This is a genomic window from Enterococcus sp. 4E1_DIV0656, from assembly GCF_002140695.1.
GTDB lineage: Bacteria > Bacillota > Bacilli > Lactobacillales > Enterococcaceae > Enterococcus_D > Enterococcus_D entomosocium.
In genome coordinates, this window is the sequence record NZ_NGLF01000001.1 from 1,208,991 (window position 1) to 1,234,653 (window position 25,663).

The 25,663-nt window shown below is 45.5% G+C and carries 25 protein-coding genes; 24 read left to right on the plus strand and 1 reads right to left on the minus strand.

Going from position 1 to position 25,663, the window contains the following annotated elements:
• Window positions 1-396 precede the first annotated feature (396 nt).
• From A5882_RS05715 to A5882_RS05820, 21 genes are all read left to right on the plus strand, one after another.
• On the plus strand, window positions 397-1,884 hold the full coding sequence (locus tag A5882_RS05715; protein ID WP_086316769.1) for an NAD(P)/FAD-dependent oxidoreductase: 1,488 nt from the start codon (window positions 397-399) through the stop codon (window positions 1,882-1,884).
• Between the two features lie 11 nt (window positions 1,885-1,895).
• Window positions 1,896-3,002 (plus strand): glycosyltransferase, encoded by a 1,107-nt coding sequence (locus tag A5882_RS05720; RefSeq protein ID WP_086372523.1) that lies wholly within the window; start codon window positions 1,896-1,898, stop codon window positions 3,000-3,002.
• 6 nt (window positions 3,003-3,008) lie between these two features.
• Window positions 3,009-3,527, plus strand: coding sequence for a glycosyl-4,4'-diaponeurosporenoate acyltransferase (locus A5882_RS05725; protein WP_086372524.1), 519 nt, complete (start codon window positions 3,009-3,011; stop codon window positions 3,525-3,527).
• Between the two features lie 296 nt (window positions 3,528-3,823).
• Window positions 3,824-4,888: a bifunctional transcriptional activator/DNA repair enzyme AdaA gene (locus tag A5882_RS05735; RefSeq protein ID WP_077453044.1), complete on the plus strand. Its 1,065-nt coding sequence runs from the start codon at window positions 3,824-3,826 to the stop codon at window positions 4,886-4,888.
• A gap of 299 nt (window positions 4,889-5,187) precedes the next feature.
• Entirely contained in the window at window positions 5,188-5,616 is a 429-nt protein-coding gene (locus tag A5882_RS05740) for a MarR family winged helix-turn-helix transcriptional regulator (protein ID WP_005232643.1), read from the plus strand.
• Between the two features lie 10 nt (window positions 5,617-5,626).
• Window positions 5,627-6,589, plus strand: coding sequence for a ring-cleaving dioxygenase (locus A5882_RS05745; protein ID WP_061053593.1), 963 nt, complete (start codon window positions 5,627-5,629; stop codon window positions 6,587-6,589).
• A gap of 13 nt (window positions 6,590-6,602) precedes the next feature.
• The gene (locus A5882_RS05750; RefSeq protein WP_086372525.1) at window positions 6,603-7,496 is read left to right on the plus strand and encodes a VOC family protein; all 894 of its coding nucleotides are present in this window, start codon (window positions 6,603-6,605) and stop codon (window positions 7,494-7,496) included.
• Window positions 7,497-7,513: 17 nt separating this feature from the next.
• Window positions 7,514-8,122, plus strand: coding sequence for a flavin reductase family protein (locus tag A5882_RS05755; protein ID WP_086332884.1), 609 nt, complete (start codon window positions 7,514-7,516; stop codon window positions 8,120-8,122).
• Window positions 8,123-8,135: 13 nt separating this feature from the next.
• Complete coding sequence (locus tag A5882_RS05760) at window positions 8,136-8,732, plus strand: alpha/beta hydrolase (RefSeq protein ID WP_016611540.1); 597 nt, start codon at window positions 8,136-8,138, stop codon at window positions 8,730-8,732.
• Between the two features lie 646 nt (window positions 8,733-9,378).
• Window positions 9,379-9,810, plus strand: coding sequence for a PTS sugar transporter subunit IIA (locus tag A5882_RS05765; protein ID WP_086332885.1), 432 nt, complete (start codon window positions 9,379-9,381; stop codon window positions 9,808-9,810).
• Between the two features lie 2 nt (window positions 9,811-9,812).
• A complete protein-coding gene (gene yajC, locus A5882_RS05770) occupies window positions 9,813-10,088 on the plus strand; it encodes a preprotein translocase subunit YajC (RefSeq protein ID WP_008376459.1) in 276 nt (91 codons plus the stop codon).
• Window positions 10,089-10,107: 19 nt separating this feature from the next.
• On the plus strand, window positions 10,108-10,590 hold the full coding sequence (gene agaV, locus A5882_RS05775) for a PTS N-acetylgalactosamine transporter subunit IIB (RefSeq protein WP_005232625.1): 483 nt from the start codon (window positions 10,108-10,110) through the stop codon (window positions 10,588-10,590).
• Between the two features lie 26 nt (window positions 10,591-10,616).
• Window positions 10,617-11,423: a PTS sugar transporter subunit IIC gene (locus A5882_RS05780; protein ID WP_005232623.1), complete on the plus strand. Its 807-nt coding sequence runs from the start codon at window positions 10,617-10,619 to the stop codon at window positions 11,421-11,423.
• Complete coding sequence (locus A5882_RS05785; protein ID WP_008376454.1) at window positions 11,413-12,441, plus strand: PTS system mannose/fructose/sorbose family transporter subunit IID; 1,029 nt, start codon at window positions 11,413-11,415, stop codon at window positions 12,439-12,441. Before A5882_RS05780 ends, A5882_RS05785 begins: the two co-directional genes overlap by 11 nt.
• Window positions 12,442-12,655: 214 nt before the next feature.
• Complete coding sequence (locus A5882_RS05790) at window positions 12,656-13,390, plus strand: GntR family transcriptional regulator (protein WP_016619581.1); 735 nt, start codon at window positions 12,656-12,658, stop codon at window positions 13,388-13,390.
• A gap of 178 nt (window positions 13,391-13,568) precedes the next feature.
• A complete protein-coding gene (locus A5882_RS05795) occupies window positions 13,569-14,738 on the plus strand; it encodes an SIS domain-containing protein (protein WP_086372526.1) in 1,170 nt (389 codons plus the stop codon).
• Between the two features lie 185 nt (window positions 14,739-14,923).
• Window positions 14,924-15,919, plus strand: a complete 996-nt coding sequence (lacD, locus tag A5882_RS05800; protein ID WP_254908462.1) for a tagatose-bisphosphate aldolase — start codon at window positions 14,924-14,926, stop codon at window positions 15,917-15,919.
• 417 nt (window positions 15,920-16,336) lie between these two features.
• On the plus strand, window positions 16,337-18,103 hold the full coding sequence (locus A5882_RS05805) for a DUF2264 domain-containing protein (RefSeq protein ID WP_086372528.1): 1,767 nt from the start codon (window positions 16,337-16,339) through the stop codon (window positions 18,101-18,103).
• Window positions 18,078-18,905 (plus strand): hypothetical protein, encoded by an 828-nt coding sequence (locus A5882_RS05810; protein WP_086372529.1) that lies wholly within the window; start codon window positions 18,078-18,080, stop codon window positions 18,903-18,905. Before A5882_RS05805 ends, A5882_RS05810 begins: the two co-directional genes overlap by 26 nt.
• 149 nt (window positions 18,906-19,054) lie before the next feature.
• A complete protein-coding gene (locus A5882_RS05815; protein WP_086372530.1) occupies window positions 19,055-20,218 on the plus strand; it encodes a glycoside hydrolase family 88 protein in 1,164 nt (387 codons plus the stop codon).
• 13 nt (window positions 20,219-20,231) lie between these two features.
• Complete coding sequence (locus A5882_RS05820) at window positions 20,232-22,007, plus strand: beta-galactosidase family protein (RefSeq protein WP_086372531.1); 1,776 nt, start codon at window positions 20,232-20,234, stop codon at window positions 22,005-22,007.
• 24 nt (window positions 22,008-22,031) lie between these two features.
• On the opposite strand, the gene A5882_RS05825 is transcribed toward A5882_RS05820, so the two are convergent.
• Window positions 22,032-22,739, minus strand: coding sequence for a GntR family transcriptional regulator (locus A5882_RS05825; protein WP_034872082.1), 708 nt, complete (start codon window positions 22,737-22,739; stop codon window positions 22,032-22,034).
• A gap of 190 nt (window positions 22,740-22,929) precedes the next feature.
• On the opposite strand from A5882_RS05825, the gene A5882_RS05830 reads away from it, so the two are divergent.
• The 3 genes from A5882_RS05830 to A5882_RS05840 all read left to right on the plus strand — a co-directional run bounded on the left by A5882_RS05830 (window position 22,930) and on the right by A5882_RS05840 (window position 25,614).
• The gene (locus A5882_RS05830) at window positions 22,930-23,892 is read left to right on the plus strand and encodes a PTS mannose/fructose/sorbose transporter subunit IIAB (RefSeq protein WP_016611516.1); all 963 of its coding nucleotides are present in this window, start codon (window positions 22,930-22,932) and stop codon (window positions 23,890-23,892) included.
• Between the two features lie 140 nt (window positions 23,893-24,032).
• Entirely contained in the window at window positions 24,033-24,821 is a 789-nt protein-coding gene (locus A5882_RS05835) for a PTS sugar transporter subunit IIC (RefSeq protein ID WP_005226797.1), read from the plus strand.
• Window positions 24,805-25,614 carry a PTS system mannose/fructose/sorbose family transporter subunit IID gene (locus A5882_RS05840; RefSeq protein WP_005226799.1) on the plus strand — a complete coding sequence of 270 codons (810 nt, stop codon included), beginning with the start codon at window positions 24,805-24,807 and terminating at the stop codon, window positions 25,612-25,614. Before A5882_RS05835 ends, A5882_RS05840 begins: the two co-directional genes overlap by 17 nt.
• Window positions 25,615-25,663: the final 49 nt, after the last annotated feature.

The following is a 25,663-nucleotide window of genomic DNA, read 5'->3' on the forward strand; positions in this document are numbered from 1 at the left end:
TTGGCTCAAACGCGTTTTTTCGTAACCATACGAAGATTTGTTTTCGCTGGTATTAACGTCAAAAATGTTCAACTATTCTGATAATTGTTGTTATAAAAAGAATATTTTCGGAATGGACGAAATGACCGGGTTTCCTTTCTTTTCCAGCAGGTTGTTTTTTCATTCGCTGAAATCATGGTTGAGAAAAAACAGCATCAGTTGACCGGTAGGCTCATCCCCGTCATTTTTTCAAAGGTGTGATACTATAGAATTATCTAGAAAAACGATCCTTTGATTCAAGTGGCCAATGCCAAAATAGTGCGAAGACACGCAGTTGCAGTGAGACGCAACCGTCTGTTTCGGTGAAAAGAATTGGCTAAATAGGGACGTTTATTAAAGCAAACGAGGAGCAACTCAATGAATGAGAAAAAAACAGTTGTAGTGATCGGCGGCGGACTTGGTGGTCTATCAGCGGCGGTCTCATTAGCCCAAAATGGCTTTGATGTATCATTATATGAAAAAAATCACCATTTAGGTGGCAAATTGAACCGACTGGAAACAAACGGCTTCGGCTTTGACTTAGGTCCTTCGATTTTGACGATGCCGCAGATTTTTGAAAAATTATTTACTGGCAGCAATCGCGATATGGCGGATTATGTTGCGATTCGCCGATTGCCATTGGAATGGCGCTCCTTTTTTCCTGACGGCACCAAGATCGATCTCTATGGCGATCTTGCACGTATGGCAAAGGAAAACCCCCACTTGTCGGAAAAAGACATGGCAGAGTACCAAGACTTTTTGGACTATGCGCAAAAGATTTATGATATCACGGAAAAAGGCTATTTCGAGAAAGGCTTAGATACCACGAAAGAAATCTTGAAGTATCACGGCGTGATCAAAGCGCTGAAAGGCTTTGATTATTTCTCTTCCATGCATGATGCCATTCAAAAACGTATCAGCAATCCGCAGCTGCAAGACATGCTGAGCTATTTTATCAAGTATGTCGGCTCGTCTCCTTATGACGCCCCAGCCGTCTTGAACATGATGATCTACATGCAGCATGCCCAAGGTGTCTGGTACGTGCCAGGCGGGATGCATCGGTTAGCCGAAGGCATCGTTCGCTTAGCAAAAGAGATCGGTGTGACCTTCCATACGGGACATAAAGTGGAAAAATTGATCGTTGAACAAGAACAAATCCGTGCCGCTCGTTTGGATGATGGTACGTTGATCGAAGCGGACTATTTTGTTTCCAATATGGAAGTGATCCCGGCATATGAAGAGCTGTTAGAAGAAGCGCCGGCCTTTACTCAAAAACTGGAAGAAAAATTTGAACCAGCAAGTTCTGGCTTTGTCTTGCACTTAGGGGTCAAAACCTCCTATCCGCAACTGGCGCACCACAACTTTTTCTTTTCAAATGCCTCAAAAGAAAACTTTGATCAAAATTTCCATCAGCATCAGCTGCCGGAAGACCCAACGATCTATTTGGTCAATGCCAACAAAACCGATCCTTCGCAAACAGTGGCAGGGCATGAGAACATCAAAATCTTGCCTCATATCCCTTATTTGCAGGATAAACCCTTTACGGAAGCGGAATACGATGCCTTTCGTGAACGGATCTTGATCAAGCTGGAAAACATGGGGTTAACGGATCTACGCAAGCACATCGTGTATGAAGACCGCTGGACACCCGAAGACATCCAAAAGAATTATTTGTCACATCGCGGCGCCATCTACGGCACAGTCTCTAATCGCAAGAAAAATCATGGCTTTAAACACCCGAAACACAGCGAACGCTACGAAAATCTATACTTCGTTGGCGGTACGGTCAATCCCGGTGCCGGCATGCCGATGGTGACCCTTAGTGGCCAGCAAGTCAGTGAGATGATCACCAAAAGAGAACACTAAGACAAGAAAGGATGATGACTGTGTACCTGCTGCTCGCTGGTATTTGCGCTGCTTGGCTGGCAGGCTGGCTGATTTTTTTTCGCCTGCCGACGATACCCACCCGCAAGGAGACAGCCGCATCCAAAGACTTGAAGGAGAGGGCAGAATTGTCGATCATCATCCCCGCCCGCAATGAAGCAGAAAATTTGCCGCAATTGTTGGCATCCTTGCAGCAGCAAACCCTTTATCCTGTGGAGATTTTGGTGGTTGATGACGGATCGGAAGACGAGACGATCGCCTGTGCCAATTGCTTCGGTGCGACGGTCTTGAAAACCGCTGCTAATTCTGCTGGGAAAGCGGCGGCTTGCTGGTTAGGCGCCTCACAAGCGGTGGGCAAGTATCTATTATTTTTGGATGCCGATACCTTCTTTCTAGCAGAAGATGGCTTAGAGCGCCTTTTCGCTGCGTATGAGGAGCGATCGGGACAAGGCCTGCTCTCGGTGCAGCCCTATCATCAAACGAAGCGCCTGTATGAACAACTATCTGCCGTCTTTAATGTCATCTTACCTGTCGGGTTGAACCGTTTCTCTATCGTAGGCGAAAAACTCTCAGCCGGCGGCGCCTTTGGTCCGTGTATCTTGTGCAGCAAAACAGCGTACCTTCAAGCCAATGGGCATCAGGACATGCCACAAGGAATCTTAGATGATCTAGCATTAGCGAGACGCTTTAAGAAAAAACGCTTGCCGATCACCTTGTATGGTGGAAAAGACCTGTTGGCCTTTCGGATGTATCCAGCTGGTGTTCGTCAACTTGTTCAAGGCTGGACGAAGGACTTTGCCACTGCTTCGCAATTCACTCACCCTTTGATCATGGCGGGTGTCATCTTGTGGATCAGCGGCGGCATTGGGGTACTGGCGGCACCATTTCTGATGGAACCGCTTTGGCTAGGACTGCTTTTTTATGCTGCTTATTTTGGACAAACTCTGTGCTTTGCCCGCCGTGTCGGCAACTTCAACCGAGTCTTGCTGCTTTTTTTCCCATGTTACTTTCTTTTTTTCCTAGGCTTATTTGGTTGGTCATGGATCCAAACCCATTTGTTGAAATCCGTGACCTGGAAAGGACGAAAAATCAATTTATAGGAGGCGATGCACATGCCGCTGATCACCTTATCTCCACTGCTCTTGCTCTTTACAGACAGCTTGGCTTGGCTGCTGTTTCATCTAGGCATCTCGTTTGGCTTGCGCAAAGTCAGTGATGCTTTTTTTGAACGTCATACCAACTGGTTCCATTCTTTTGCCTTTGAAAAAGGCGGTAGGATCTGGGCGGAGGTATTTCGTATTCGTCAGTGGAAAGACAAATTGCCCGACGGCACTGTGATTGCCAAAAAAGGCTTTGACAAATCTCGCTTGGATCAGCAACAAAAGGACTATCTGGAAAAATTCGTCATCGAAACACGCCGAGCAGAGCTGACCCATTGGCTGCTGATTGTTCCAGCACCGTTCTTTTTCCTCTGGAATCCTACGTGGGCGGGCTGGGTGATGATCGCCTATGCGTTATTGGCCAACTGCCCATTCATCATGATCCAACGCTATAATCGCCCCCGTTTGGAGCGAGTCTTGCGGAAAAAAAGTGCCCTGCAAGTCAAGCAGAAGGCGATGGTCTAGGTTCATGTAGGCGTTGCTTTTAAGATTCGCCGAAAAATAGGCAAACGGGAAATCAAAAGGATCGGAGGATAACTGCCTTCGATCCTTTTTAAAAAATTGGTGTTAATTTTTATGGGATGCGTCAAGACCATTCTTTGTACACTAAGGTCATTCAGAGGAAAGGGTGATCGTATGTCATCAGAAGGATATGGGCAAATTTTCGACCTGCCTTTGCAGGCTGCTGCATTGGTTGGTCGTGTGTTAGGACAGGTACAAAGTATTTTTGTAAGTGTAGAAAAGAAGGAGGGATGCGCAAGATGATTGAAGATAGCCGACAACGGGACCACTATTACGACATGCTGATTGAAAAAAATTCCCAATATGAAGGGATTTTTTACGTTGGGGTAAAAACCACCGGCGTCTTTTGCCGTCCCACCTGCCCAGCGAAAAAACCGCTCAAAAAAAATTGCGAGTTTTTTCAGACGGCACAAGAAGCGTTGCTGGCGGCGTATCGTCCCTGTAAACGATGTCGCCCGCTCAGCTCACCTAGCCACTTATCCCCTGACGTGAAAAGCCTGGTGGAAGCCGTGGAGAGTAACCCAGAGAAAAAGTGGACCGACAAAGATTTTGAAGCACTAGCGATCCATCCCAATACCGCACGCCGACAATTTAAAAAATATTTTGGCATGACCTTTATCGAATATTCCCGTGCACGCCGTTTAGGGTTAGCGTTTAAGCAGATTCGTGAAGGAGAACCGCTGATCCAAGCACAATTAGAAGCCGGCTTCGATTCTGGCAACGGCTTTCGAGATGCGTTTTCCCGGATTATGGGGGAATTGCCTTCCAACAGCCGCGAAAAAACGATTCTTTCTTCTGCTTGGCTTGAGACCAAGCTGGGATCGATGCTGGCAATCAGCGACCAACAGCAGCTTTACTTGTTAGAATTCGTGGATCGCAGAGGGCTAGAAACGGAGATTGCTGTTTTGAGAAGCCGCTTGAATGCAGTGATCATTCCCCAGCAAACAGCAATCATTCAGCAACTCAAACAAGAACTGACGGAATATTTTGCAGGGAATCGAACTGTCTTCACGGTACCCATCGCATTGATCGGCTCTGATTTTCAAAAAGCCGTCTGGCAGCAGCTGTTGGCGATGAAGATTGGAGAAACATACTCCTACAAACAATTGGCACAGCGAATCGGCAATGAAAAAGCCACCCGAGCTGTTGCCAATGCCAACGGAAAAAATCAATTGGCGTTGATCGTTCCATGCCACCGCGTCATCAATAGCGATGGCAGCATCGGCGGCTATGGCGGCGGTGTCGAACGCAAAAAGTGGTTGCTGGCTTTGGAAAAGCAGGTCCAGCCGACTGTAAAGATTTGAAAAAGAGATAACTATGCGTGGGAATCAGCGCTTCATCGATCAGTACATGGAATGGATCGAATCCTCTTCAGTAAAATATATATTTAGCGGAACTCATGGAACCTTTCATGAGTTCCGTTTTTTATTAGATTTGAAGGGGACATAGAGAAAAGGTGGGACCTTCGTTAGTGTCTAACCGTTCTTAACCTCTATAAAAATAAGCATTGAATGATTTTCTTAAACAACCCAAGCATATCTTTTTACAACTTACAAAAAGTAAGTTATGATTATCTCGAATTCGAAATAAAGAGGTGAGGAAAATGGCGCATCAAGAAGAAGCGCTCAAAGCGTACATCGGTTTACTGCGTACGGCGAGTCGTTTGGAACAAGTGGCAAAAAAAGATGTTCGTTGTTATGGCTTAAATATCACGGAGTTTTCTGTACTGGAATTGCTTTACCATAAAGGCACCCATACGACGCAAGCCATCAAGGAAAAAATTTTGATCGCCAGCAGCTCGACAACCTATGTAGTCGATCAATTAGTCAAAAAAGGCTGCGTGCGCCGGGAACCTAGCCAAGAAGATCAACGGGTAACTTACGTCAGGATTACGGAAGCAGGCAGGGCATTGATGGAGAAAATTTTTCCCAGTCATGCACAAAAGATTGCGGCGAGTTTTTCCGAACTCAGCAGTGAAGAATTGCAACAATTAAAAACAATTTTACGAAAAATAACTTATGATCAGAAATGAGGAAAAGAAAATGAGAAAACAAGATCAATTATTAGGGGTACACCATGTGACGGCCATGACAAGTGATGTGGAACGGAATTACCATTTCTTTACAGATGTGTTAGGGATGCGTTTAGTGAAAAAAACCGTCAATCAAGATGACATTTATACGTACCATACCTACTTTGCGGATGATTTAGGGTCACCGGGAACGACCATGACGTTCTTTGATTTTCCCAATACCGCTCGCGGCAGCAAAGGAACCAACTCGATCACCCGCACCAGTTTCCGAGTACCCAGTGATGCTGCCCTTGATTATTATGCCGCACGCTTTGATGAATTTGAGGTAAAACACGAAGCAATCACCACCGAATTTGGGAAAAAAGTGATGCGTTTTTGGGATTTTGATACGCAAGCTTATCAATTGATCTCTGACGAACACAATACTGGCGTGAAAGCTGGTACTCCTTGGAAAAAAGGACCGGTTCCTACTGAATTTGCGATTTATGGCTTAGGTCCTGTCGAAATGTCTGTTTCTTACTTGGCAGATTTCAAAGGGCTGCTGGAATCCGTTTTTGATTTCAAAACCATTGATCAAGTAGATAATCGCTATTTGCTAGAAGTTGGTGAAGGCGGCAATGGCGCTCAAGTCGTTTTAGTGGAAGATACCACGAGCCCGCAAGCGCAACAAGGCGATGGCGAAGTGCATCATGTCGCTTTTCGCTTAGCTCACCACGACTCATTAGCAGTTTGGCAAGAAATCTTTGATAACTTGGGATTGGCCAACTCCGGCTATGTGGATCGCTACTATTTTGAATCCTTGTATGTGCGCATCGGCCATATTCTTTTTGAACTAGCAACAGATGAACCAGGGTTCATGGGGGATGAGCCATACGAAACATTGGGGGAGTCCTTATCATTGGCACCATTTTTAGAAAATCGCCGTGAATACATCGAAGGAGTCATCAAACCCTTCAATACAAAACGCGCCTAAGGAGGCACACAGTATGCAACCCATTCAACAGATCCACCATATTTCAGCCATCGTAGGCGATCCGCAAACGAACGTTGCCTTTTACCGCGACGTGTTGGGGTTGCGCCTCGTCAAACAAACCGTCAATTTTGATGATCCGTACACGTATCATCTTTATTACAGCAATCAAGCATTAGAAAATGGGACCATCATCACCTTCTTTCCATGGGCAAATGCCCATCCTGGGCGAGTAGGAAGCGGACAAGTCGGCACGATCGCGTTTCGTATTCCTAAAGGCAGCAGTGCCTATTGGCAAGAACATCTGGCGAAACATCAAGTAACTGTCCAAGAAAGTACATTGTTTGATCGGCCAACTTTAGAACTTCATGATCAGCATGACCTGTCTTTGGCGTTAGTCGAAGCCGAAGAATCGGCAGAAACACCAGCGATTTTAGGCTTTCATGGGGCCGTCTTGCTTTCGGCACAACCAGAATCGACCATTCAAACGTTGGCAGATGATCTAGGTCTGGACATTTTTAATCAAACAAATAAAAGCACGCATCTCCATACCGCAGGTACCCTCGCTCATGAGATCGTCGTGCCCCATGAAGCAATGCCAGCAGGGCGCTGGGGTGTCGGCACCGTCCATCACATCGCGTGGTCCGTGCCAACGGAAGCAGTGCAAAAAGAGTGGCAAGAATACTTGTACGATCAAAGATACGGAGTCACTGAAATCAAAGACCGCAATTATTTCAAAGCCGTCTATTTCCAAGAGCGGGGCAACATCGTCTTTGAGATCGCAACAGAGACCCCAGGCTTTTTAGTTGATGAACCATTAGAAACGTTAGGACAGCAGTTGATGCTGCCAGCCCAATTTGAAAGCCGCCGTGTAGAGATCGAGGATCGCTTGCCAGACTTATCGGTTTAGAAAAAAGGAGACGCTGTATGCACTATTTAGATCCCAAGGATTTGACCCAACGAGAAAATTATAAACTACTGATTGGCTCCATCATTCCACGGCCAGTAGCTGTGGTCAGTACGCAATCAGCCGATGGTATCGTCAACATCGCCCCATTCAGTTTTTTTAACATCGTCAGCTCAGAACCTGTGATCCTCTCGTTGGCTATCCAGCGCAAAGAGGGGGAACTGAAAGACACCGCCCGCAATCTGTTGGCGACGAAAGAAGCCGTTGTGCATATTTTGGATCAAACAAATGTCCAAGAGGCCAATAAAACCGCGGCATTATTGCCCGCAGACCAAAGCGAGTTGACGGTTTCTGGATTTACCACAACGACATCGAAAATGATTGCCGTTCCTGGCTTGAAAGAAGCCAGTGTCCGCTTAGAAACGATTCTGCATCAGCACGTACCCATCAAAAAAGACCAGCAGACCACTGCCGATCTCTTATTGTTGGAAGTCGTCGGCTACCAGATTGCAGAGGATGTCTATCAAGACGGCAAGATCGATCCCCGTGCCTTACAAGCAGTCAGCCGGCTAGCGGGAAATTCTTACGCAACGATTGGGGAGATTTTCGATATCAAACGACCAAGTTAAAGGAGGAACTTCGATGAAAGCAATCTACCAACAAGGAGCAGCCGACGCACCAGTTTTGGTGCTGCTCCACGGCACTGGTGGCGACGAACAGTCGTTGCTGGAAGTAGGCAAAGCCCTTGATCCCCAAGCATCACTATTAGGTATTCGCGGGAACGTTTTAGAAAACGGCATGCCCCGTTACTTCAAACGCTTGGCTGAAGGAGTGTATGATGAAGCCGACTTAGCACTTCGCGGCGACGAATTAGCCGATTTCATTCGGCAAGCCGCCAAAGAACACCACTTTTCGTTAGCGCAAGTGGTACTGGTGGGTTATTCCAATGGCGCCAACATTGCCATTCGCTTATTACTAAATGATAGTGACCACTTTAAAAAAGCGATCCTCTACCACGCCATGTATCCAGTCGAGAATTTACCAACGAATTCCTTGCCTGACACTCATGTGTTTCTGAGTTTTGGCAGAAACGACCCGATCGTTTCCCTAGCTGACAGTGCTTACGTCCAAGAGATCTTCACCTCACGGGGTGCAGTCCTTTCAACCGTTTGGACCCCGAGTCATCAGTTAACGTATGAAGAAGTTGAACACTCGCGCACGTGGTTGACCGAACAATAAAGGAGTACCCATTTCCTAATCAAACAGCGATCCTGCTGGTTGGTTAGGTTTTTTTGTTTCACGTGAAAACATTGAACAGAGAGTAGATCAGCTCCACCAAGATATGCTTTACATTAGTTCTGTTAGTATGGGTGGTTTTTATATTCTTAAAGCTTCTAGATTATAAGGTAGCTTGTTATCTCTAACCTGTTTAAGTTAATAACATGAATTATTCCTAAAAAAAATGGTAATACAATTTAATAAAACGCATAATGGAAAATGAGTTTGGTGATGATCAAAACCAGTTAGGGATTATACCTAGCTGGTTTTTTAGTAAGGAAGCAAATTTGTTGATAGTTCCTTTATTTAACAACGTTGATTGTTGTATCGGTGAATAGTGAGTGACTTGTGGTTCTTTAGATACCAAGACTCAAAAACCAGTGAACGTACTTGTTAAAAATAACATTAAGGTCGTTCCCTTGATGGATTTCAATACCTTTATCAATTGGGTTATTAATTGATAATCATTGTTTTGGCGCCATTTTTTGTATTTAAAGATAACAAAGACATTTTTATATAAAAACAAAAAAATTGTTGACAGACAAAATGAAAGCGTTTATATTGGATATGTGGTTACTACCAGTTGAAAGTAAGGGGAGGACATAAGATGCTTGGTTTGGTTTTAACAGGTCATGGAGGATTTGCGCAAGGGATGGAAAATGCGCTTGCGATGATTGCAGGGCCGCAAGAACAGTTTCTAGCAGTGTCGTTTTTAGAGGAAAATCCGTTAGCTGACTTTGAAAAAGAGTTGCAAGGAGCAATCGATCAATTAAAGGAAACCTGTGATGGGGTCGTGATTTGTGCAGACCTTGTAGGCGGGACCCCTTTTAATGTTGCGATGACCGCTGCCAATGAGGTCCCGCAAGTCGAGGTCATCGGCGGCATCAATCTACTGCTGCTAGTGGAAGGTTCGTTGACTAGATATACGGCAACTGATCCAGAGCGTTTTTGTCAAGAACTGGCAGAGATTGGCAAGAGCGGTATTTTTCACGGAAAGATCAAAGGTCATGAGGAAACCAATGAGGAAGAAGGGATTTAACGATGTGGGAAATGATCTTAGCAGCCTCAATCGTGGTGCTTGTTTTTCTCTTTCTCTTTTTGGCGGTCTCATCTTTCTTGAATGGGAAACATCTGAAAAAGCAAAAAGGCTATTTCGCTGAATTGCAGCAGTCCTTGAAAAAGGGGCAGAAAATCAAATTATACGGCGGCATTATTGGGGAGATTCAAGCACTTGGGAAAGAGACGGTCGATCTAAGGGTGAAATCGGGAACGGTGATCGAAGTAGAACGCAGTGCGGTTGCAGAAATCATGCAGTAAATAGAAGGAGGACATATTTATGGGAGAACCAAATATTTTGTTGACGCGAATCGACAATCGGTTGATTCATGGGCAAGTTGCCACCCAATGGAACGGTACGTTGGGGGCAAATCTAATTTTAGTGGCAAATGATAAGGTCGCCAAAGACAAAGTCAGACAAGGGTTGATGGATATGGCGGCGCCAGCTGGCGTCCAAACGAGGTATTTCTCGATTCAAAAAACCATCGAGATCATTCATAAAGCATCGCCAAAACAAAAGATTTTCATGGTGGTTGAAAATCCTCAAGATGCGTTGAAATTAGCTGAAGGTGGGGTGCCAATCAAGAAACTCAACATTGGGAATATGCATATGTCAGAAGGGAAAAGACAGGTTGCTACGACAGTTGCCGTCGATGAAGCAGATGTCGATGCCTTTAAAAAACTGAAGGAAATGGGGGTGCAATTAGTGATTCAGCGGGTTCCAACGACACCTGTTGAAGATGAAAAGAAATTATTTCAGTGATGCAGAGATAAGGAAGGAGAAAGAAAATGGATTACACGATTTTTCAAATCATTTTAGTCTTCATAGTTACATTCATTGCCGCAATCGATCAATTTAGTTTTTTAGAATCATTGTACCAGCCCATTGTTACCGGGATGGTTATCGGACTTATTCTTGGAGATCTTCAAACCGGCTTGATCGTTGGCGGAACCTATCAGTTAATGACGATCGGCAATATGCCGGTGGGCGGCGCGCAACCGCCAAATGCGGTGATTGGCGGAATTATGGCAGCAATCTTAGCGATCACGCTGCAGCTGGAACCGACAGTGGCCGTCGCTACGGCGATTCCGTTTTCTTTGCTGGGGCAATATGGGGTGACGATTATCTTCTCACTAATGTCGCCAGTGATGTCAAAAGCTGACAGCTACGCCCATGATGCCAATACGAAGGGCATTGATCGGATCAATTATTTAGCGATGGTGGGTCTTGGAACGATCTTCGGCTTGATTGTGGTCTTATTCTTTATCGGCGGTGCTGCCTTCGGGAATCAGGCGGTCGCAGCGATCCCTCAATGGTTGATGGGTGGGCTCGGCGCAGCTGGGGGCATGATGCGGTATGTCGGTTTTGCGATTTTACTAAAAGTGATGGTTTCCAAAGAAATGTGGGGCTTCTTCTTTATGGGGTTTGGTTTAGCCACGATCGTAATGGCGGCACCTTCCTTGCAAGGACCAGCCTTGATCATTCTAGCCTTTATCGGTTTTGCATTAGCCTTTTGGGATTATCAAATCCAGTCCAAATTTAAAGTAGCAACAGCCAATACCTATGATTTCGGAGGCGATGAAGATGGCATATAATATTCCCGATTCTTATAGCGAACAAGCGCCCGCAGAACAACTGGATAAAAAGACCTTGAACAATATGGTTTGGCGTTCCTTATTTCTACAAGCCTCTTTCAACTATGAGCGAATGCAAGCAGGAGGCTGGTTATTCAGTATTTTACCGGGATTGAAAAAGATCCACAAAAATGAAAAGGACTTGGCTGCTTCAATGAGCCATAACCTAGAGTTTTTCAATACTCATCCATTCCTCGTGAACTTTGTGATGGGGATCATTCTATCGATGGAACAAAACAAAGCCGATATTCCCATGATTCGGGCAGTGCGAGTCGCCGCGATGGGACCGCTAGGCGGGATCGGTGACGCGTTATTCTGGTTCACTCTGGTACCGATAACAGCTGGTATCACAGCCAATATGGCGATCAACGGCAACATCGCTGCACCGTTTATTTTCTTACTGGTATTCAATGCGGCCCAATTTGGTTTACGGTTCTTCTTGATGCATTGGTCCTATCGTTTAGGGACAGATGCGATTGGGATCTTAACGGAAAATGCCAAAGAGTTCACCCGAGCAGCGAGTATTTTAGGGATTTTTGTTGTCGGTTCCTTGACCTGCGTGTATGGGGCGACGTCTTTGGATATTCAGATCCCTAACGGTACTACCAATGAAGTGACACAAGCGACGACGATCGTGGATGATCAAGCAGCCATTGCCGCTTACGAAGACATGCTGTATACCACGGATGAGAATGGACAATTGACCGACACACTGCAAGAAAATGCGGCGGTCAACGAATTGGCTAACGGCAAATATGAATTGACGTTTAACAAAGTCAACGAAGTGCCTGTGACGATCGATATTCAAAAAATCCTCGATGGGATCTTGCCGCAAGTGATTCCGTTGACCATCACACTGATGCTGTATTTCTTCTTATCAAAACGCGGCTGGACGCCGTTGAAATGTATCGCTTTGCTGCTAGTGATCGGCTTGATCGGTTCTGGCTTTGGTCTGTATCCATCCATTTGGCCGCAATAAGCAAGCTAGCAGAAGAAACGGCGCAAACCGTAGGAGGAGTTTTGCTAAGCAAGCAAAAGCTGACTTTTTAGCTTAGCTCGTGCTGGCAATTGGTTCATTTTCCTACGTGAAGAGATGCAAGCTCAGGAAACAGAGCCCCTGTAGACGATTGTTTGACACGCCTATCGGGAAATAGTACACTCGTTATGTGGTAGTAACCAGTTTGGAGGGGCTTATGAATATCAATAAAAATCGACAACCATTATACGATCAATTGTTAAATTTACTGATTGAAAAAATCGAAAATGAAATGGAAGCAGACACGATGCTTCCCTCAGAAAGAGAACTGTCAAAGCGCTACGGGTTAAGTCGGACCACCGTTCGCTTGGCACTACAGGAGTTAGAAAAATTAGGCTATATTTATCGCCAACATGGTAAAGGAACCTTTGTCTCGGATATCCGCAAGCAGGCAACCAATTTATCGGGTTCCTATAGTTTTACCGAACAGATGAAAGCACTGGGGAAACAACCGGAAACTAGAGTATTGGCATTCAAAAAAATGGAAGCGACAAAATATTTTGCCACTCAGTTGCAAGTTTCCATTGGCGAGCCGATCTACAAGTTAAAACGATTGCGTCTTGCTGATGGCCAACCGATGATGATCGAGCGTTCTTATCTGCCCGTCAAGCGCTTCATGAATTTAACGAGTGAGATGATCGAGCAAAAACCATTGTACGATATCTTCCATGAAGATTTTCATCAAGTGATCCGCCTAGCGGACGAAGAATTTTTTGCTAGCATTGCCAGTGCGAAAGATGCGGCATTGCTAAAAATCCACGAAGGTGCGCCGGTGTTGAACCTGGTACGCAGTACGTTCAATATTGAAAATGAAGTGATCGAATACACCTTGAGTGTTGCTCGAGCAGACCAATTTAGATACAAAGTCCGCCACTTGCGTAACGACGAGTAGCGCATTTCCTAGACAGTCTGAAATGATCCGCTCGAGCAAAGAAAAGGTGTGTATTCAAAACCAGTGAGGTCGAGGAAATTTGCCCTTTGGGTGATCGCTAAGTATTCATCCAAGACAACGCTCCTCGTACCGTTACTGGGAATACATACTGGAAAACCAGCAGCTAGGAGGAAGAAAGATGTTTCAACTGTCAACAAAGGAATTAGCAGAATTAGGTGCGGAGATTACAACAAGAGAAATCAAACAACAGCCAGAACTGTGGCAAGAAACCTTGACGATCTATCAAGAAAAGCAAGAGGCGATCGCGGCTTTCTTACGTACTATCAAGCAAAAGACGGACAAGCGAATCCGCGTGGTCTTCACGGGAGCGGGGACATCGCAATATGTTGGAGATACGATCGTTCCTTACTTGAATAAGAACGGCGCAACGGTGGATTATCTTTTTGAAAGTATTGCTACGACGGATATTGTCGTTGCTCCAGAACAAGTTTTATTTGCGGATGAGCCAACACTGCTCGTTTCTTTTGCTAGAAGTGGCAATTCACCAGAAAGTTTAGCAGCGGTCAAAATCGTCGATCAATTCGTTGCCGACAGCTATCATTTGACGATCACTTGTGCAGCCGACGGATCTTTGGCGCAACAAGCTGCCGCTGATGAAGCGAGTTATCTGTTATTGATGCCTGAGAGGTCAAATGATGCTGGATTTGCGATGACGGGAAGCTTTTCTTGCATGGCCCTTTCGGCACTGCTGATTTTTGACCAGACGCCTCTGGCGGAAAAAGGGCATTATGTTGAAACCCTTAGCCGGTTGGGGCAAGAAGTGATCGACAGAGAAACAGAACTCCAAGTACTGACGGACCGTTCCTTTAAGCGAATCGTTTACCTTGGGTCAGGCACGTTGTCGGGGTTGACCAGGGAAGCACAGCTAAAAGTATTGGAACTGACTGCGGGAAAAATCGCCACCGTGTTCGATTCTTCGATGGGCTTCCGTCATGGACCGAAATCATTCGTAGATGATCAAACCCTCGTCTTTGTCTTTGTCAGCAATACGCCATACACGCGGCAGTATGATCTTGATATGTTGGAAGAATTAAAGAGTGACGGCATCGCCGTCGCAGTGACCGCCATCGGACAGCCGGCAGCTGTGAATTTTTCAGGAACAAACTTTTTCTTTCCAGATGACACTTCACTGCCAGATGGCTATCTTGCCTTAGCAGACATTGTTTTTGCGCAAACGATCGCACTGTTGGCATCGATCAAAGTCGGTAATACACCGGATACCCCTTCGCCAACGCGTACCGTCAATCGGGTGGTCAAAGGCGTGACGATTCATCCGTATAACAACTAACGATGACTGAGAAAGACCACCACGAGTACGTATCTTTTCGTGTACGAAGTCGATACGTGCGGTGGTCAATCAGTCGAACGGCTTCATCAATAGACATTTTTATACGTGCTGACAACCGTTTCGCCAACACTGAAAAAAGTGAAAGCGGTTGATTCTTTGGCATGGACAAAAAAGGAGGAATTTTAATGAAAGCAACCGTAACGAAAGCCAAAAAAGCAGCGATGGATCGCCTGTCAACGAAAGAAGGAGTGATCGCAGCTTTAGCAATCGACCAACGAGGTGCCTTGAAAAAAATGATGGCAGCACTTGGCGTGGAGGCTGATGCAGAAAAAATCAGCCAGTTTAAAAAGCTAGTCTCACAAGAATTGACCCCTTACGCGTCTTCCATTTTACTAGATCCAGAATATGGGTTGGCAGCTGCGCAAAGTCGTGATCCAGAGGCGGGGCTTTTGCTGGCGTATGAAAAAACCGGCTATGATGCGACTACGCCGGGACGTTTGCCTGATTTATTAGGGGAATGGTCAGTTGAGCGATTAAAAGCAGCAGGCGCCGATGCCATCAAATTTTTGCTTTATTATGATGTAGATGAAGATGCCCAGATCAATCAGTTGAAACACGTCTTTGTGGAACGACTCGGCAGCGAATGCCAAGCGGCTGATCTGCCCTTCTTTTTAGAAGTCCTTTCCTATGATGCTAAGCTGCCTGAAGTCGACTCAAAAGCATATGCGCAACGCAAACCAGAAAAAGTCATTGGATTGATGAAGGAATTTTCAAAACCGCAGTACAAAGTCGATGTGTTAAAAGTGGAAGTACCAGTCAACATGAATTATGTGGCAGGTTTTGCCAAGGGAGAAGCCGTGCATACCAAGGAAGAAGCCACAGCGTATTTCAAAGCGCAAAGCGATGCGACGCATCTGCCGTTTATTTTTCTCAGTGCAGGCGTATCAGCCAGCTTATTCCAAGAAACACTGGTTTTTGCCAAAGAAGCCGGTTCAACCTTCAATGGCGTCTTGTGCGGCCGGGCAACGTGGAAAGACGGTGTTGATCCCTTTGTAAAACAAGGGACAGAAGCAGCCAAAGAATGGCTAGCAAGTACCGGAAAACAGCACATCGAAGACTTGAATGAAGTGATCCAAAAGACCGCCACTTCTTGGTGGGACAAAGTCACGGTCGAGGAATAGTTTTTTCGCTGTTTGACAAGAGAAATGGCCAATGATCAGACATCTTAAGGGCTTTTGAGAAGAAGTGCAGGCTTCTGACTTAAGGCTTTAAGGTGTCTTTTTCTAGTGAAAAAAGGTTGATAGTATAACGGATGCTGACCTCATTTAGACAAAAAAAGGTTAGCAAAAAAATTATGAAAAAAAGTCATGGCACTACGGATGATTTATCATAATTTTTTCATATAGACTAAGTTAACTTTGCTAGTTAAAAGAAAATGAAGGCAAGAAAATCAATCCCAAAAGATTTGTTAACAGGTTAAGTCAAAAATCCCTCAAAAGCTTTTCTCATTTTTCAGAAGTATTGCCAGTAGAAAATCGCTTGATAAAAAAGTCGTGGCTTGCTATTCTGTTCTGTAAATTGACAGAAGGAGATGGCGTATGAAGCAAATGGCAATCAAAGAGAATCCGTTTTTGACGCGTCTGGATTATCAGCGGGCAGTGGAAGACATGATCGCTCCTTTGCGAGAAGCGATCTTGGCAGATGACTATCCAGGATTGAATCTAGGTAGCAGTGGGGCCGTGTATGACCGAACACGGGCTGAGATGGAAGCGCTTGTGCGTCCTTTGTGGGGGCTGGCGCCTTATTGGAGGATTTGCTCAGATGATCCGTTACGAGTAGCTTATGTGGAAAAAGTGATCGCGGGGACAGATCCTGAACACGCATTTTACTGGGGAAGGATCACGGATTATGATCAATACATCGTGGAAGCAGCCGCATTGTCATTGACTCTTTTATTGCAAAAGGATGCTTTTTGGACAGCGTTGCCGCAGAAGAACCAGCGAAAGCTAGTGGCTTGGCTATCCCAAGCACTTGAGTGCAAGATTCCTAAGAACAACTGGACATTCTTCAAAGTGTTGATTCGCGTTGCCCTGTTTCACTGTGGGGAACCGTTGGCAAAAGAAGCATTGTCCCAAGAGTTGGCATTGATCGATTCCATGTACATTGGCGATGGTTGGTACGTAGATGGGAAAACGACGCAGCGAGATTACTATATTCCTTTTGCGTTTCATTATTATGGCTTGATTTACGCTACATTTATGCAAGACGAAGACCCAGAATGGGCACAGCGTTTTAAAGAACGAGCCACCCGATTTGCCCAAGATTTCATCTATTATTTTGATGAAGACGGCGAAGCCTTGCCCTATGGCCGCAGCCTGACCTATCGGTTTGCGCAAGGTGCTTTTTTCTCGGCGCTGGTTTTCGCAGATGTCGAAGCGATCCCATGGGGACAGGTGCGAGGACTACTGGCGAAACACTTGCGCAATTGGATGGCGCAGGAGATTTTCACTTTCGATGGTCGCTTGTCCATCGGATACCACTATGAAAATCAAGTGATGGCAGAAGGGTACAATGCACCAGGCTCGCCTTACTGGGGGCTTAAGACCTTTTTGCTTTTAGCGGTCGCAGAAACGCATCCTTTTTGGCGGGCTGAACCTGAGCCAATCAAGAGAGAGCCGCAAAAACGGATTGAAAAAGGCAATATGTTGCTGGTGCACAATGAAAAAAGCCATCATCTGTTGGGGTATCCTGCAGGTTTGATGCTTGAACAGCAAGCCCATGCTCAAGCAAAATACAGCAAATTCGTCTATTCGAGCAAACTTGGTTTCAGTGTGCCGAAAGCTGGCGTCACGTATGCCGAAGGCGCCTTCGATAGCACATTAGCTATTGCTCGAGATGGCAGCTATTTTCGCACGAAGGGCACAGTCATGGATTATCGAGTGACGGAAAAAGGGGTCTTTTACCAATGGGCACCCTTTGAGGAGGTAGTGATTGAAACTGAGATTTATCCCTTTGGTCAGTGGCATGTGCGCGTGCACGAGTTGACGACGACGATTTCGTTGGATCTTCGTGAGGGCGGGTTTAGTGTACCGCTAATCGGACGGTTGCCTCAGGCCCAAACAGGACCGACCTGGAGTCGAGTCAGTGAAGAAGGCTTTTGTTCTCAAATCATCAACATCGAAGGCTATCAACAAGCCAGTATTGTTCAGCCAGAAGCCAATACCTCCGTCTTTTTTCCAAGAACCAGTTTTCCATACTTAGCACAACATATCCTGCCAGGGAAGCACCGTTTGATTTGTTTAGTCGGTGGTATCGTAGAAAAAGAAAGGAGCGATCCAAATGATTACGCTAGCAATAAAAAATAAGCAGGACCAGGTGATCGTCGGTCGCATCGACCATGAAAAAGAACCCGCGCCATTTCAAGTTTCTGATGATGATTTGGCCGTATTAGCCATTAAAAACTATCCCTATGAGGAAGGAGATAAGATCGTTATTGAGGTGACGGGGGAAAATCCGTATTATGTCCTTCAGCTTGATGAAACCTTAGCACCATCACTGATCTATCTTTCCCAATCCACTTGGGAGTATCAGATTCCTTGGACGGAACCCGCTCGAAAGTCCTCGGTGGAAACGACCTTTACCTCGCAGCGCCATCACCTGATGGTGCGCAAAGCCCATGCGTTTGAGATCACGAATTATCAAAATTTATCCTTCAATGCCCATGATCAAAAGTCAGCGACAGGGGCGTATCCTCATGCTTCAGCGAATGTGGAAACGCGAGATGATTCCGTCTTTTTTGCTAAGAATGCGATTGATGGAAAATATGGCAACCGATCCCACGGGTCGTATCCGTTTGCTTCTTGGGGCATCAATCAGCAAGCCGATGCTGCATTGACCATTGAGTTTGGTCGTCCCGTCTTGATTGATCGGGTTCGCTTCCTATTGCGGGCAGATTATCCCCATGATAGCTATTGGACCAAAGGGACCTTGGTCTTTGCTGATGGAGAAGAGCTGGTGGTGGAAACGACAAATACGGCGTCTTTTCAAGAAGTTCGTTTTCCAAAAAAAGAAACGACTAAGCTGACCTATAAAGAGCTGCAAAAAGCAGAGGATGATTCCCCCTTCCCAGCTCTTTCACAAATCGAAGTATTTGGTTGGAACTGTTAAAAAAAGAGGACGAGAGTATGACAGGTCTGCATTTGAGGGCAGTTGTCATGCTCTTTTTTTGGGAATCAACAAAGGGAGGTCGCTTTTTTTGTGCGTTTACGTTATAATGATTTAAGTTAATATGTTAACAAGTTAAGGAGAGGATAAACATGCGTCTGCAAGAGAACAAACAACGCTTGATCCTGTTAGGAGAAAAAGTGACCGATGTGTGGGTAGCGGATAAAATCACCGCGTGCATCCAACAGATCGAAAAAAATAGTCAGCGCTTTGGCACACAGTTTCCTTCAGCCTGTGCCACCAATGGCAAATATCGGCTGAAAGGCAACGATGATTGGACCAATGGCTTTTGGACCGGGATGTTGTGGCTCGCCTATGAGTGGACCAAGGAAAAGAACTTTCTTGATCGAGCTATGGCAAATATCGACAGTTTTCAAACGCGTTTAGACGACCATTTTGTATTAGATCATCATGATATTGGTTTTTTATATAGCTTATCTGCCGGTGCGGGCTACAAGATCACTGGCAATGAACACTGCAAGCAAGAAGTCATTCAAGCAGCAGATGTTTTGCTGGCACGGTTTCAAGAAAAGGGGGAATTTATTCAAGCTTGGGGCACTTATGGCGACCCACAAGAATACCGCTTGATTATTGATTCGTTACTAAACTTGCCGCTTTTATTTGCAGCAACCCAATTGTCGGGAGAGCCTCGCTACGCAGAGGCTGCGAGTAAGCATTATCAGACAGTCCGAAAGACCGTCATTAAGAATGACGCCACCACCTTTCATACGTATTATTTCGATCCTGAGACGGGGCAGCCAAGTCACGGTGCGACGCATCAAGGAAACAGCGACCAATCGATTTGGGCACGAGGGCAGAGCTGGGCGATTTTAGGGCTTCCTTTGAATGAAAGCTACCTGCATAGTCAGCCTTTTCCAGAAAATTATACGCAGATCGTGGAGGTGTTTTTGGCTCATTTGCCAGCAGATTTGGTGCCGTATTGGGACTTTGATTTTAACGACCAACATCCTGCTGAAAAAGACAGCTCTGCTTTAGCGATTGCGGCTTGTGGCTTGTTGGAAGCAGAGAAAATGGGGGCATATCCCGATGCCCAAAAAATCGCTAAAGGAATGCTTTACCAATTAGGCGAGCAGTATGCAGCGAGCCAAGTGCCAGAAAATGAAGGCTTATTGCTGCATGGTGTGTATGCTCATGCGGAAGGCAAAGGCATCGATGAGCCCAATCTTTGGGGTGATTATTTCTATTTAGAAGGATTGATCCGATTGGCATTGCCTGATTGGCAAAGATACTGGTAAAGGGGAAGACGACATGCGAACGTTTGAGATAAAAGAAGATTTTTTGTTAGATGGAAAACCAATCAAATTGATCAGCGGAGCGATCCACTATTTCCGCATGACACCGGTGCAATGGACAGATAGCCTCTACAATCTAAAAGCACTGGGAGCCAACACAGTTGAGACCTACATTCCTTGGAATCTCCACGAACCTCGTGAAGGAGTCTACGACTTTGAGGGGATGAAAGACATCTGTGCTTTTGTAAAGCAAGCCCAAACGCTTGGCTTGATGGTCATTTTGCGACCTTCCGTCTACATTTGTGCTGAATGGGAATTTGGTGGGTTGCCAGCTTGGCTGTTAAATGAACCGATGCGGTTGCGCTCAACCGACCCACGCTTCATGGCAAAGGTGCGCAACTATTTCCAGGTCTTGTTGCCAAAGCTTGTGCCGTTGCAGATCACCCATGGGGGACCAGTGATCATGATGCAGGTGGAAAATGAGTACGGCTCTTATGGAATGGAAAAAGCGTATTTGCGCCAGACCAAGGAGTTGATGGAAGAATACGGCATCGATGTACCCTTGTTTACCTCAGATGGGGCATGGGAAGAAGTCTTGGACGCTGGGACATTGATTGAAGACGACGTCTTTGTCACAGGCAATTTCGGCAGTCGTTCCAAGGAAAATGCGGCTGTGATGAAAGATTTCATGACAAAACATGGCAAAAATTGGCCCATCATGTGTATGGAATACTGGGATGGCTGGTTCAACCGCTGGGGGGAGCCAATCATCAAGCGAGACGGTCAAGACTTAGCCAATGAAGTCAAAGAGATGTTAGCAGTCGGCTCCTTGAATCTTTACATGTTCCATGGAGGGACGAATTTTGGCTTTTACAATGGCTGTTCCGCTCGGGGAGCGCTGGATCTACCACAAGTGTCCAGCTATGATTACGATGCTTTACTGACAGAAGCAGGAGAACCTACCGACAAATACTATCATGTACAAAAAGCCATAAAAGAAGCCTGTCCCGAAGTGTGGCAAGCCAAACCACGGACCAAGCAATTAGCGGCATTAGGAACCTTTCCCATCGAAAACAGTGTCTCATTATTGGCTATCAAAGATCAACTGATGGCACCGCAAGAAAACATGTATCCACTAACAATGGAAACTGTCAGCACAGGCTACGGCTATTTGCTCTATTCGGTTCAGTTAAAAAACTATCATCGAGAAAACAAATTAAAAGTGGTAGAAGCTAGCGATCGGTTGCATATTTTTACCGACGGCCAATTACAGGCGATCCAATACCAAGAAACGCTAGGTGAGGAGCTGTTGATCCAAGGGACACCAGATAAAGAAACCATCGAGCTAGATGTCTTAGTAGAAAACTTAGGGCGCGTGAACTACGGGTTTAAATTGAATGGGCCTACACAAGCCAAAGGCATCCGTGGGGGCATCATGCAAGATATTCATTTCCATCAAGGCTATCGTCATTACCCATTGACGCTTTCCACAGAGCAGCTACAAGCCATCGATTATCAAGCAGGAAAAAATCCGACACACCCCTCCTTTTATCAAACGACCTTCAGGCTGACAGAGGTAGGAGATACGTTTATCGATTGCCGTGGGTATGGGAAAGGCGTCGTTATCGTCAATGGCATCAATCTTGGTCGCTATTGGCAACGTGGCCCCGTGCATTCCTTATACTGTCCGAAAGAATTTTTGAAAAAAGGCAGCAACGAAGTCGTGGTATTTGAAACCGATGGCGTTGAGATCAAGGAACTCGTTTTCTGTGATCAACCTGTCGTAGAATAAAAAAATAGAAGTAGAGACCCAAATTTACGCGGGCTCTACTTCTATTTTTGTTTTGAAATATTTCCAGTGCTTGTAGCTGACGATGTATTCAGCGACACTTCCATCTGCCAAATAGGAGTGCTTGACTTGTTTGACCGCAGGCTCTCGGAAGCTCAGTTGCAATAAGTTCAACAATTCAGCGTCATCAGGAAAGACGATTTCGTTGGTTTCAACAGAAGCCAATGAGAAAATGTCGATCGCAAAGTCTTTTCGGACCCGCTCATAAACACTAGCATATTGGTTGAGGTTTTTGGCGATCGGTTCTTTCATCAGCTTCTTCGGCAAATGAGTGATGTGAACCAAGAAAGGAACGTCGCCAAAATAGCGGACTCGTTTGATTCGGTAGTAGGAAGCACTGGCAGCCAATCCTAATTCTTTCAAAATCTCTGGGTCATTTCCTTCTTCCACCGCAAGGACCTTGACCTTTTCTTGGTCCAGTGAATGCAGCTCAATGTCGGAAAACTTCACACTCTGAGATACTTTTGCTTTTGAAACAAAGGTCCCTTTGCCTTGGATGCGATACAGATAGCCAGCACTCGTCAATTCATTCAACGCTTTGACTGCCGTGATTGAACTAACAGAATACATCCGCTTGATATCTGCCTCTGAATAAAACTTATCACCGGGAATGAATTTATGGTCTTTGATTTCTTGTAAAAGATCTTGCTTGATCTGCTCATACTTTGGCAGCACAGTGGTTTCCCTCCATTCCATATGAATACATCAAGCATAACATGTTAAATCCTTTCCTGCCACTTAATTAGTGTAGAAAATTCGTTGTTTTCCAGTCTATACAGGCCTGAAAAATAAAATTCAATATGTTAAGATATTAGGTTTACGAATGGCTTGCCATGTGGTATAGTATGCTTACAAGGAACATAACATGTTAAGTGGGGCGACCTGCGGAGTAGGAGGGAAATTAGTGGAAAACATTGTATTGATCAGTCATGGCGGCATGGCAGAAGGGGTCAAAAGCAGTCTGGAGATGATCGTAGGCCAGCAAGCAAACGTTCACACCGTTTCATTACGACCAGATAGTGACAATCTACAATTTGAGAAAGAATTGAACGAGAAAATGAAAGCCCTTAACGGTTCAACATTGATTATTGCGGATTTATTAGGAGGAACCCCGTGCAACGTTGCAGTCAAGAATTATTTAGAGGATGACGAAGTGGCGATCTTCGCTGGAATGACATTGTCCGTAGTGATCGAGGCAGTCGTCAATCAACGAGCGACGATCAAAGAGCTGCTTTGCTTAGCCAAAGAAAACATCGTTGATGTCAAAGCAGGGATGAACCAAGCAGAACAAGAGATGTTAGAAGAAAAGCAAGAGGAATTAGGGGATTACAGTGCGTATGCTGGGCAAGAAAATATCGTCAATAGTCGAATCGATGAGCGCTTGATCCATGGACAAGTCGCCGGTATCTGGTCCACCAGTTTAAACACGCAACGGATCATCGTAGCCAATGATGAAGCCGCCGTAGACCCATTACAAAAATCTTCTTTACGAATGGCAGCGCCAACTTCGATGCGACTTTCCGTCCTTCCAGTGGCAACGGCAGCCAAAAATATTCGCGCCGGTCGTTATGGAAAACAACGGTTGTTTTTACTTTTCAAAAATCCCCAAGATGTTTTGCGTTATATTGAAGCAGATGGACCGATCAAAGCGATCAACGTCGGCAACATGAGCTACAAAGAAGGCGCACGGGAAGTGACCAAAAGCATTCAAGTACTGCCAGAAGAAGAGCCGATCTTTGAAGCGATCGCCGCAAAAGGCATCACCGTCACGGCACAGCTTGTACCCAATGAACCATCGATCGACTTTATGAAGAAATTACGAGGATAAACCAGGCAGGGATTGAATCGAGGAGAATATGTAGCGGAAGATTTGTCAAAAAACGAGTGTTTTTCACGATTTATCTGAGGCGACATAACGATCGATAACTAGCCAGTTAAGACTCGTTCATACAATTAGGAGGAAAATTCATGCATTTAGCAGCGTATCAAATCATTCTTATTACTGTTTATGCTTTTATTGCTATTAATGATTCACTTATTTCCAATACGTTGACCCAACCAGCGATCGCCGGAATGATTTCTGGAATGATCATGGGGGACTTAAAGACCGGTTTGATGGTCGGTGGGACCTTACAGTTGATGCGTTTGGGGATCGCCGCATTTGGTGGTGCATCCGTCCCGGATTATTTTACCGGCGCAGTACTGGGAACAGCGTTTGCCGTGATCTCAGGAAACGGCGCGGAATATGGCATCGGCTTAGCAGTTCCAGTGTCCTTGCTGATGCTGCAACTGGATGTCGTGGCTCGTTTTTGTAACGTATTTCTACTACACCGGATCGATAGAGCCATCGACAACATGCAAGTCAAACGAATCCCACGGTTAGTTTTATCGGGTTCTTTCTTATGGGGATTGTCACGGGCGATTCCGATTTTATTGATGCTTTTAGCTGGAGATGCAGTCGTTACGACGATTACCGATAACACGCCAGAATGGCTGATGACCGGACTAAAAACCGCTGGTGGCGTCTTGCCAGTCGTCGGGGTAGCGATCTTATTGCGCTACTTGCCAACAAAGCACTACATTCCTTATTTGTTATTAGGCTTCTTTTTAGCTGCGTATCTGCAAGTACCAATGCTCGGCGTTTCCATCATCGGACTTGTAGCAGCAATGTTAGTCTTTAAACGTGATAGCGAAAAAGGCACGGTTGCAACGGCAGCTGCTGGAGATTTTGAAGGAGGATATGATGGCGATGAGTGATCAAAAACTGACAAAAAAAGAGTTGAATACCATTAGCTGGCGCTATATTTTGGCAAGCCAATTAAACTGGAACTATGAGCGAATGATGAGTTCAGGCTACCTTTACGGCATCCTGCCCGTCTTGAAAAAATTCTATGGCCATGATGAAACCCAGCTGCAAGATATGCTGCGGACCCACAATCAATTTTTCAATACCAATGCGATCTTTGGGAACTTGATCATGGGGATCGATGTCGCTATCGAAGAACAAGACGGACACAAAGCCAAAGAAACGATCATCGCCTTGAAAACGGCCTTGATGGGTTCCTTGGCCGGTGTCGGTGACTCCTTGTTCCACGTGATTTGGGGAACGATCTTTGGCTCTGTTGCTGGCACATTGGCGCAAAATGGTTCCGTCGTTGGTTGTGTCATCTGGATCATCGCCAACATCGCGTTACTTTTCGGTCGGGCAGCGTTGCTTCCCCTAGGTTACAAACAAGGGGTCAAATTAGTGACGACCTTGAAAGACAAATTATCTGCCTTCACCAATGCCGCAACCGTTTTAGGGGTCACAGTGATTGGTGCTTTGATTCCCTCTGTCGTTAAAGCGACCGTTCCTTTTGTCTATAAAAAAGACGGCGTCGAATTAGTGATCCAAGACACATTGGATGCCATCTTGCCATCCCTTGTACCTATCTTGCTCGTCTTGCTGACCTACTGGATGTTAGGCCAAAAGAAACTAAATTCCACTCGAGTGATTTGGATCATCTTGATCTTGTCGATCGTTTTGAGTGCGTTTGGTATTTTGGGTTAAGAAAGAATCATGGTGTAAAAGGAAATGGGCAGCTGCTGTTATTGTTTTG

What these genes read in the sequence shown, in the direction of transcription:
- A5882_RS05715 (WP_086316769.1), top strand. Translation starts at nt 397, where the DNA reads ATGAATGAGAAAAAAACAGTTGTAGTGATCGGCGGCGGACTTGGTGGT.
- A5882_RS05720 (WP_086372523.1), top strand. Translation starts at nt 1,896, where the DNA reads ATGATGACTGTGTACCTGCTGCTCGCTGGTATTTGCGCTGCTTGGCTG.
- A5882_RS05725 (WP_086372524.1), top strand. Translation starts at nt 3,009, where the DNA reads ATGCACATGCCGCTGATCACCTTATCTCCACTGCTCTTGCTCTTTACA.
- A5882_RS05735 (WP_077453044.1), top strand. Translation starts at nt 3,824, where the DNA reads ATGATTGAAGATAGCCGACAACGGGACCACTATTACGACATGCTGATT.
- A5882_RS05740 (WP_005232643.1), top strand. Translation starts at nt 5,188, where the DNA reads ATGGCGCATCAAGAAGAAGCGCTCAAAGCGTACATCGGTTTACTGCGT.
- A5882_RS05745 (WP_061053593.1), top strand. Translation starts at nt 5,627, where the DNA reads ATGAGAAAACAAGATCAATTATTAGGGGTACACCATGTGACGGCCATG.
- A5882_RS05750 (WP_086372525.1), top strand. Translation starts at nt 6,603, where the DNA reads ATGCAACCCATTCAACAGATCCACCATATTTCAGCCATCGTAGGCGAT.
- A5882_RS05755 (WP_086332884.1), top strand. Translation starts at nt 7,514, where the DNA reads ATGCACTATTTAGATCCCAAGGATTTGACCCAACGAGAAAATTATAAA.
- A5882_RS05760 (WP_016611540.1), top strand. Translation starts at nt 8,136, where the DNA reads ATGAAAGCAATCTACCAACAAGGAGCAGCCGACGCACCAGTTTTGGTG.
- A5882_RS05765 (WP_086332885.1), top strand. Translation starts at nt 9,379, where the DNA reads ATGCTTGGTTTGGTTTTAACAGGTCATGGAGGATTTGCGCAAGGGATG.
- yajC (WP_008376459.1), top strand. Translation starts at nt 9,813, where the DNA reads ATGTGGGAAATGATCTTAGCAGCCTCAATCGTGGTGCTTGTTTTTCTC.
- agaV (WP_005232625.1), top strand. Translation starts at nt 10,108, where the DNA reads ATGGGAGAACCAAATATTTTGTTGACGCGAATCGACAATCGGTTGATT.
- A5882_RS05780 (WP_005232623.1), top strand. Translation starts at nt 10,617, where the DNA reads ATGGATTACACGATTTTTCAAATCATTTTAGTCTTCATAGTTACATTC.
- A5882_RS05785 (WP_008376454.1), top strand. Translation starts at nt 11,413, where the DNA reads ATGGCATATAATATTCCCGATTCTTATAGCGAACAAGCGCCCGCAGAA.
- A5882_RS05790 (WP_016619581.1), top strand. Translation starts at nt 12,656, where the DNA reads ATGAATATCAATAAAAATCGACAACCATTATACGATCAATTGTTAAAT.
- A5882_RS05795 (WP_086372526.1), top strand. Translation starts at nt 13,569, where the DNA reads ATGTTTCAACTGTCAACAAAGGAATTAGCAGAATTAGGTGCGGAGATT.
- lacD (WP_254908462.1), top strand. Translation starts at nt 14,924, where the DNA reads ATGAAAGCAACCGTAACGAAAGCCAAAAAAGCAGCGATGGATCGCCTG.
- A5882_RS05805 (WP_086372528.1), top strand. Translation starts at nt 16,337, where the DNA reads ATGAAGCAAATGGCAATCAAAGAGAATCCGTTTTTGACGCGTCTGGAT.
- A5882_RS05810 (WP_086372529.1), top strand. Translation starts at nt 18,078, where the DNA reads ATGATTACGCTAGCAATAAAAAATAAGCAGGACCAGGTGATCGTCGGT.
- A5882_RS05815 (WP_086372530.1), top strand. Translation starts at nt 19,055, where the DNA reads ATGCGTCTGCAAGAGAACAAACAACGCTTGATCCTGTTAGGAGAAAAA.
- A5882_RS05820 (WP_086372531.1), top strand. Translation starts at nt 20,232, where the DNA reads ATGCGAACGTTTGAGATAAAAGAAGATTTTTTGTTAGATGGAAAACCA.
- A5882_RS05830 (WP_016611516.1), top strand. Translation starts at nt 22,930, where the DNA reads ATGTTAAGTGGGGCGACCTGCGGAGTAGGAGGGAAATTAGTGGAAAAC.
- A5882_RS05835 (WP_005226797.1), top strand. Translation starts at nt 24,033, where the DNA reads ATGCATTTAGCAGCGTATCAAATCATTCTTATTACTGTTTATGCTTTT.
- A5882_RS05840 (WP_005226799.1), top strand. Translation starts at nt 24,805, where the DNA reads ATGATGGCGATGAGTGATCAAAAACTGACAAAAAAAGAGTTGAATACC.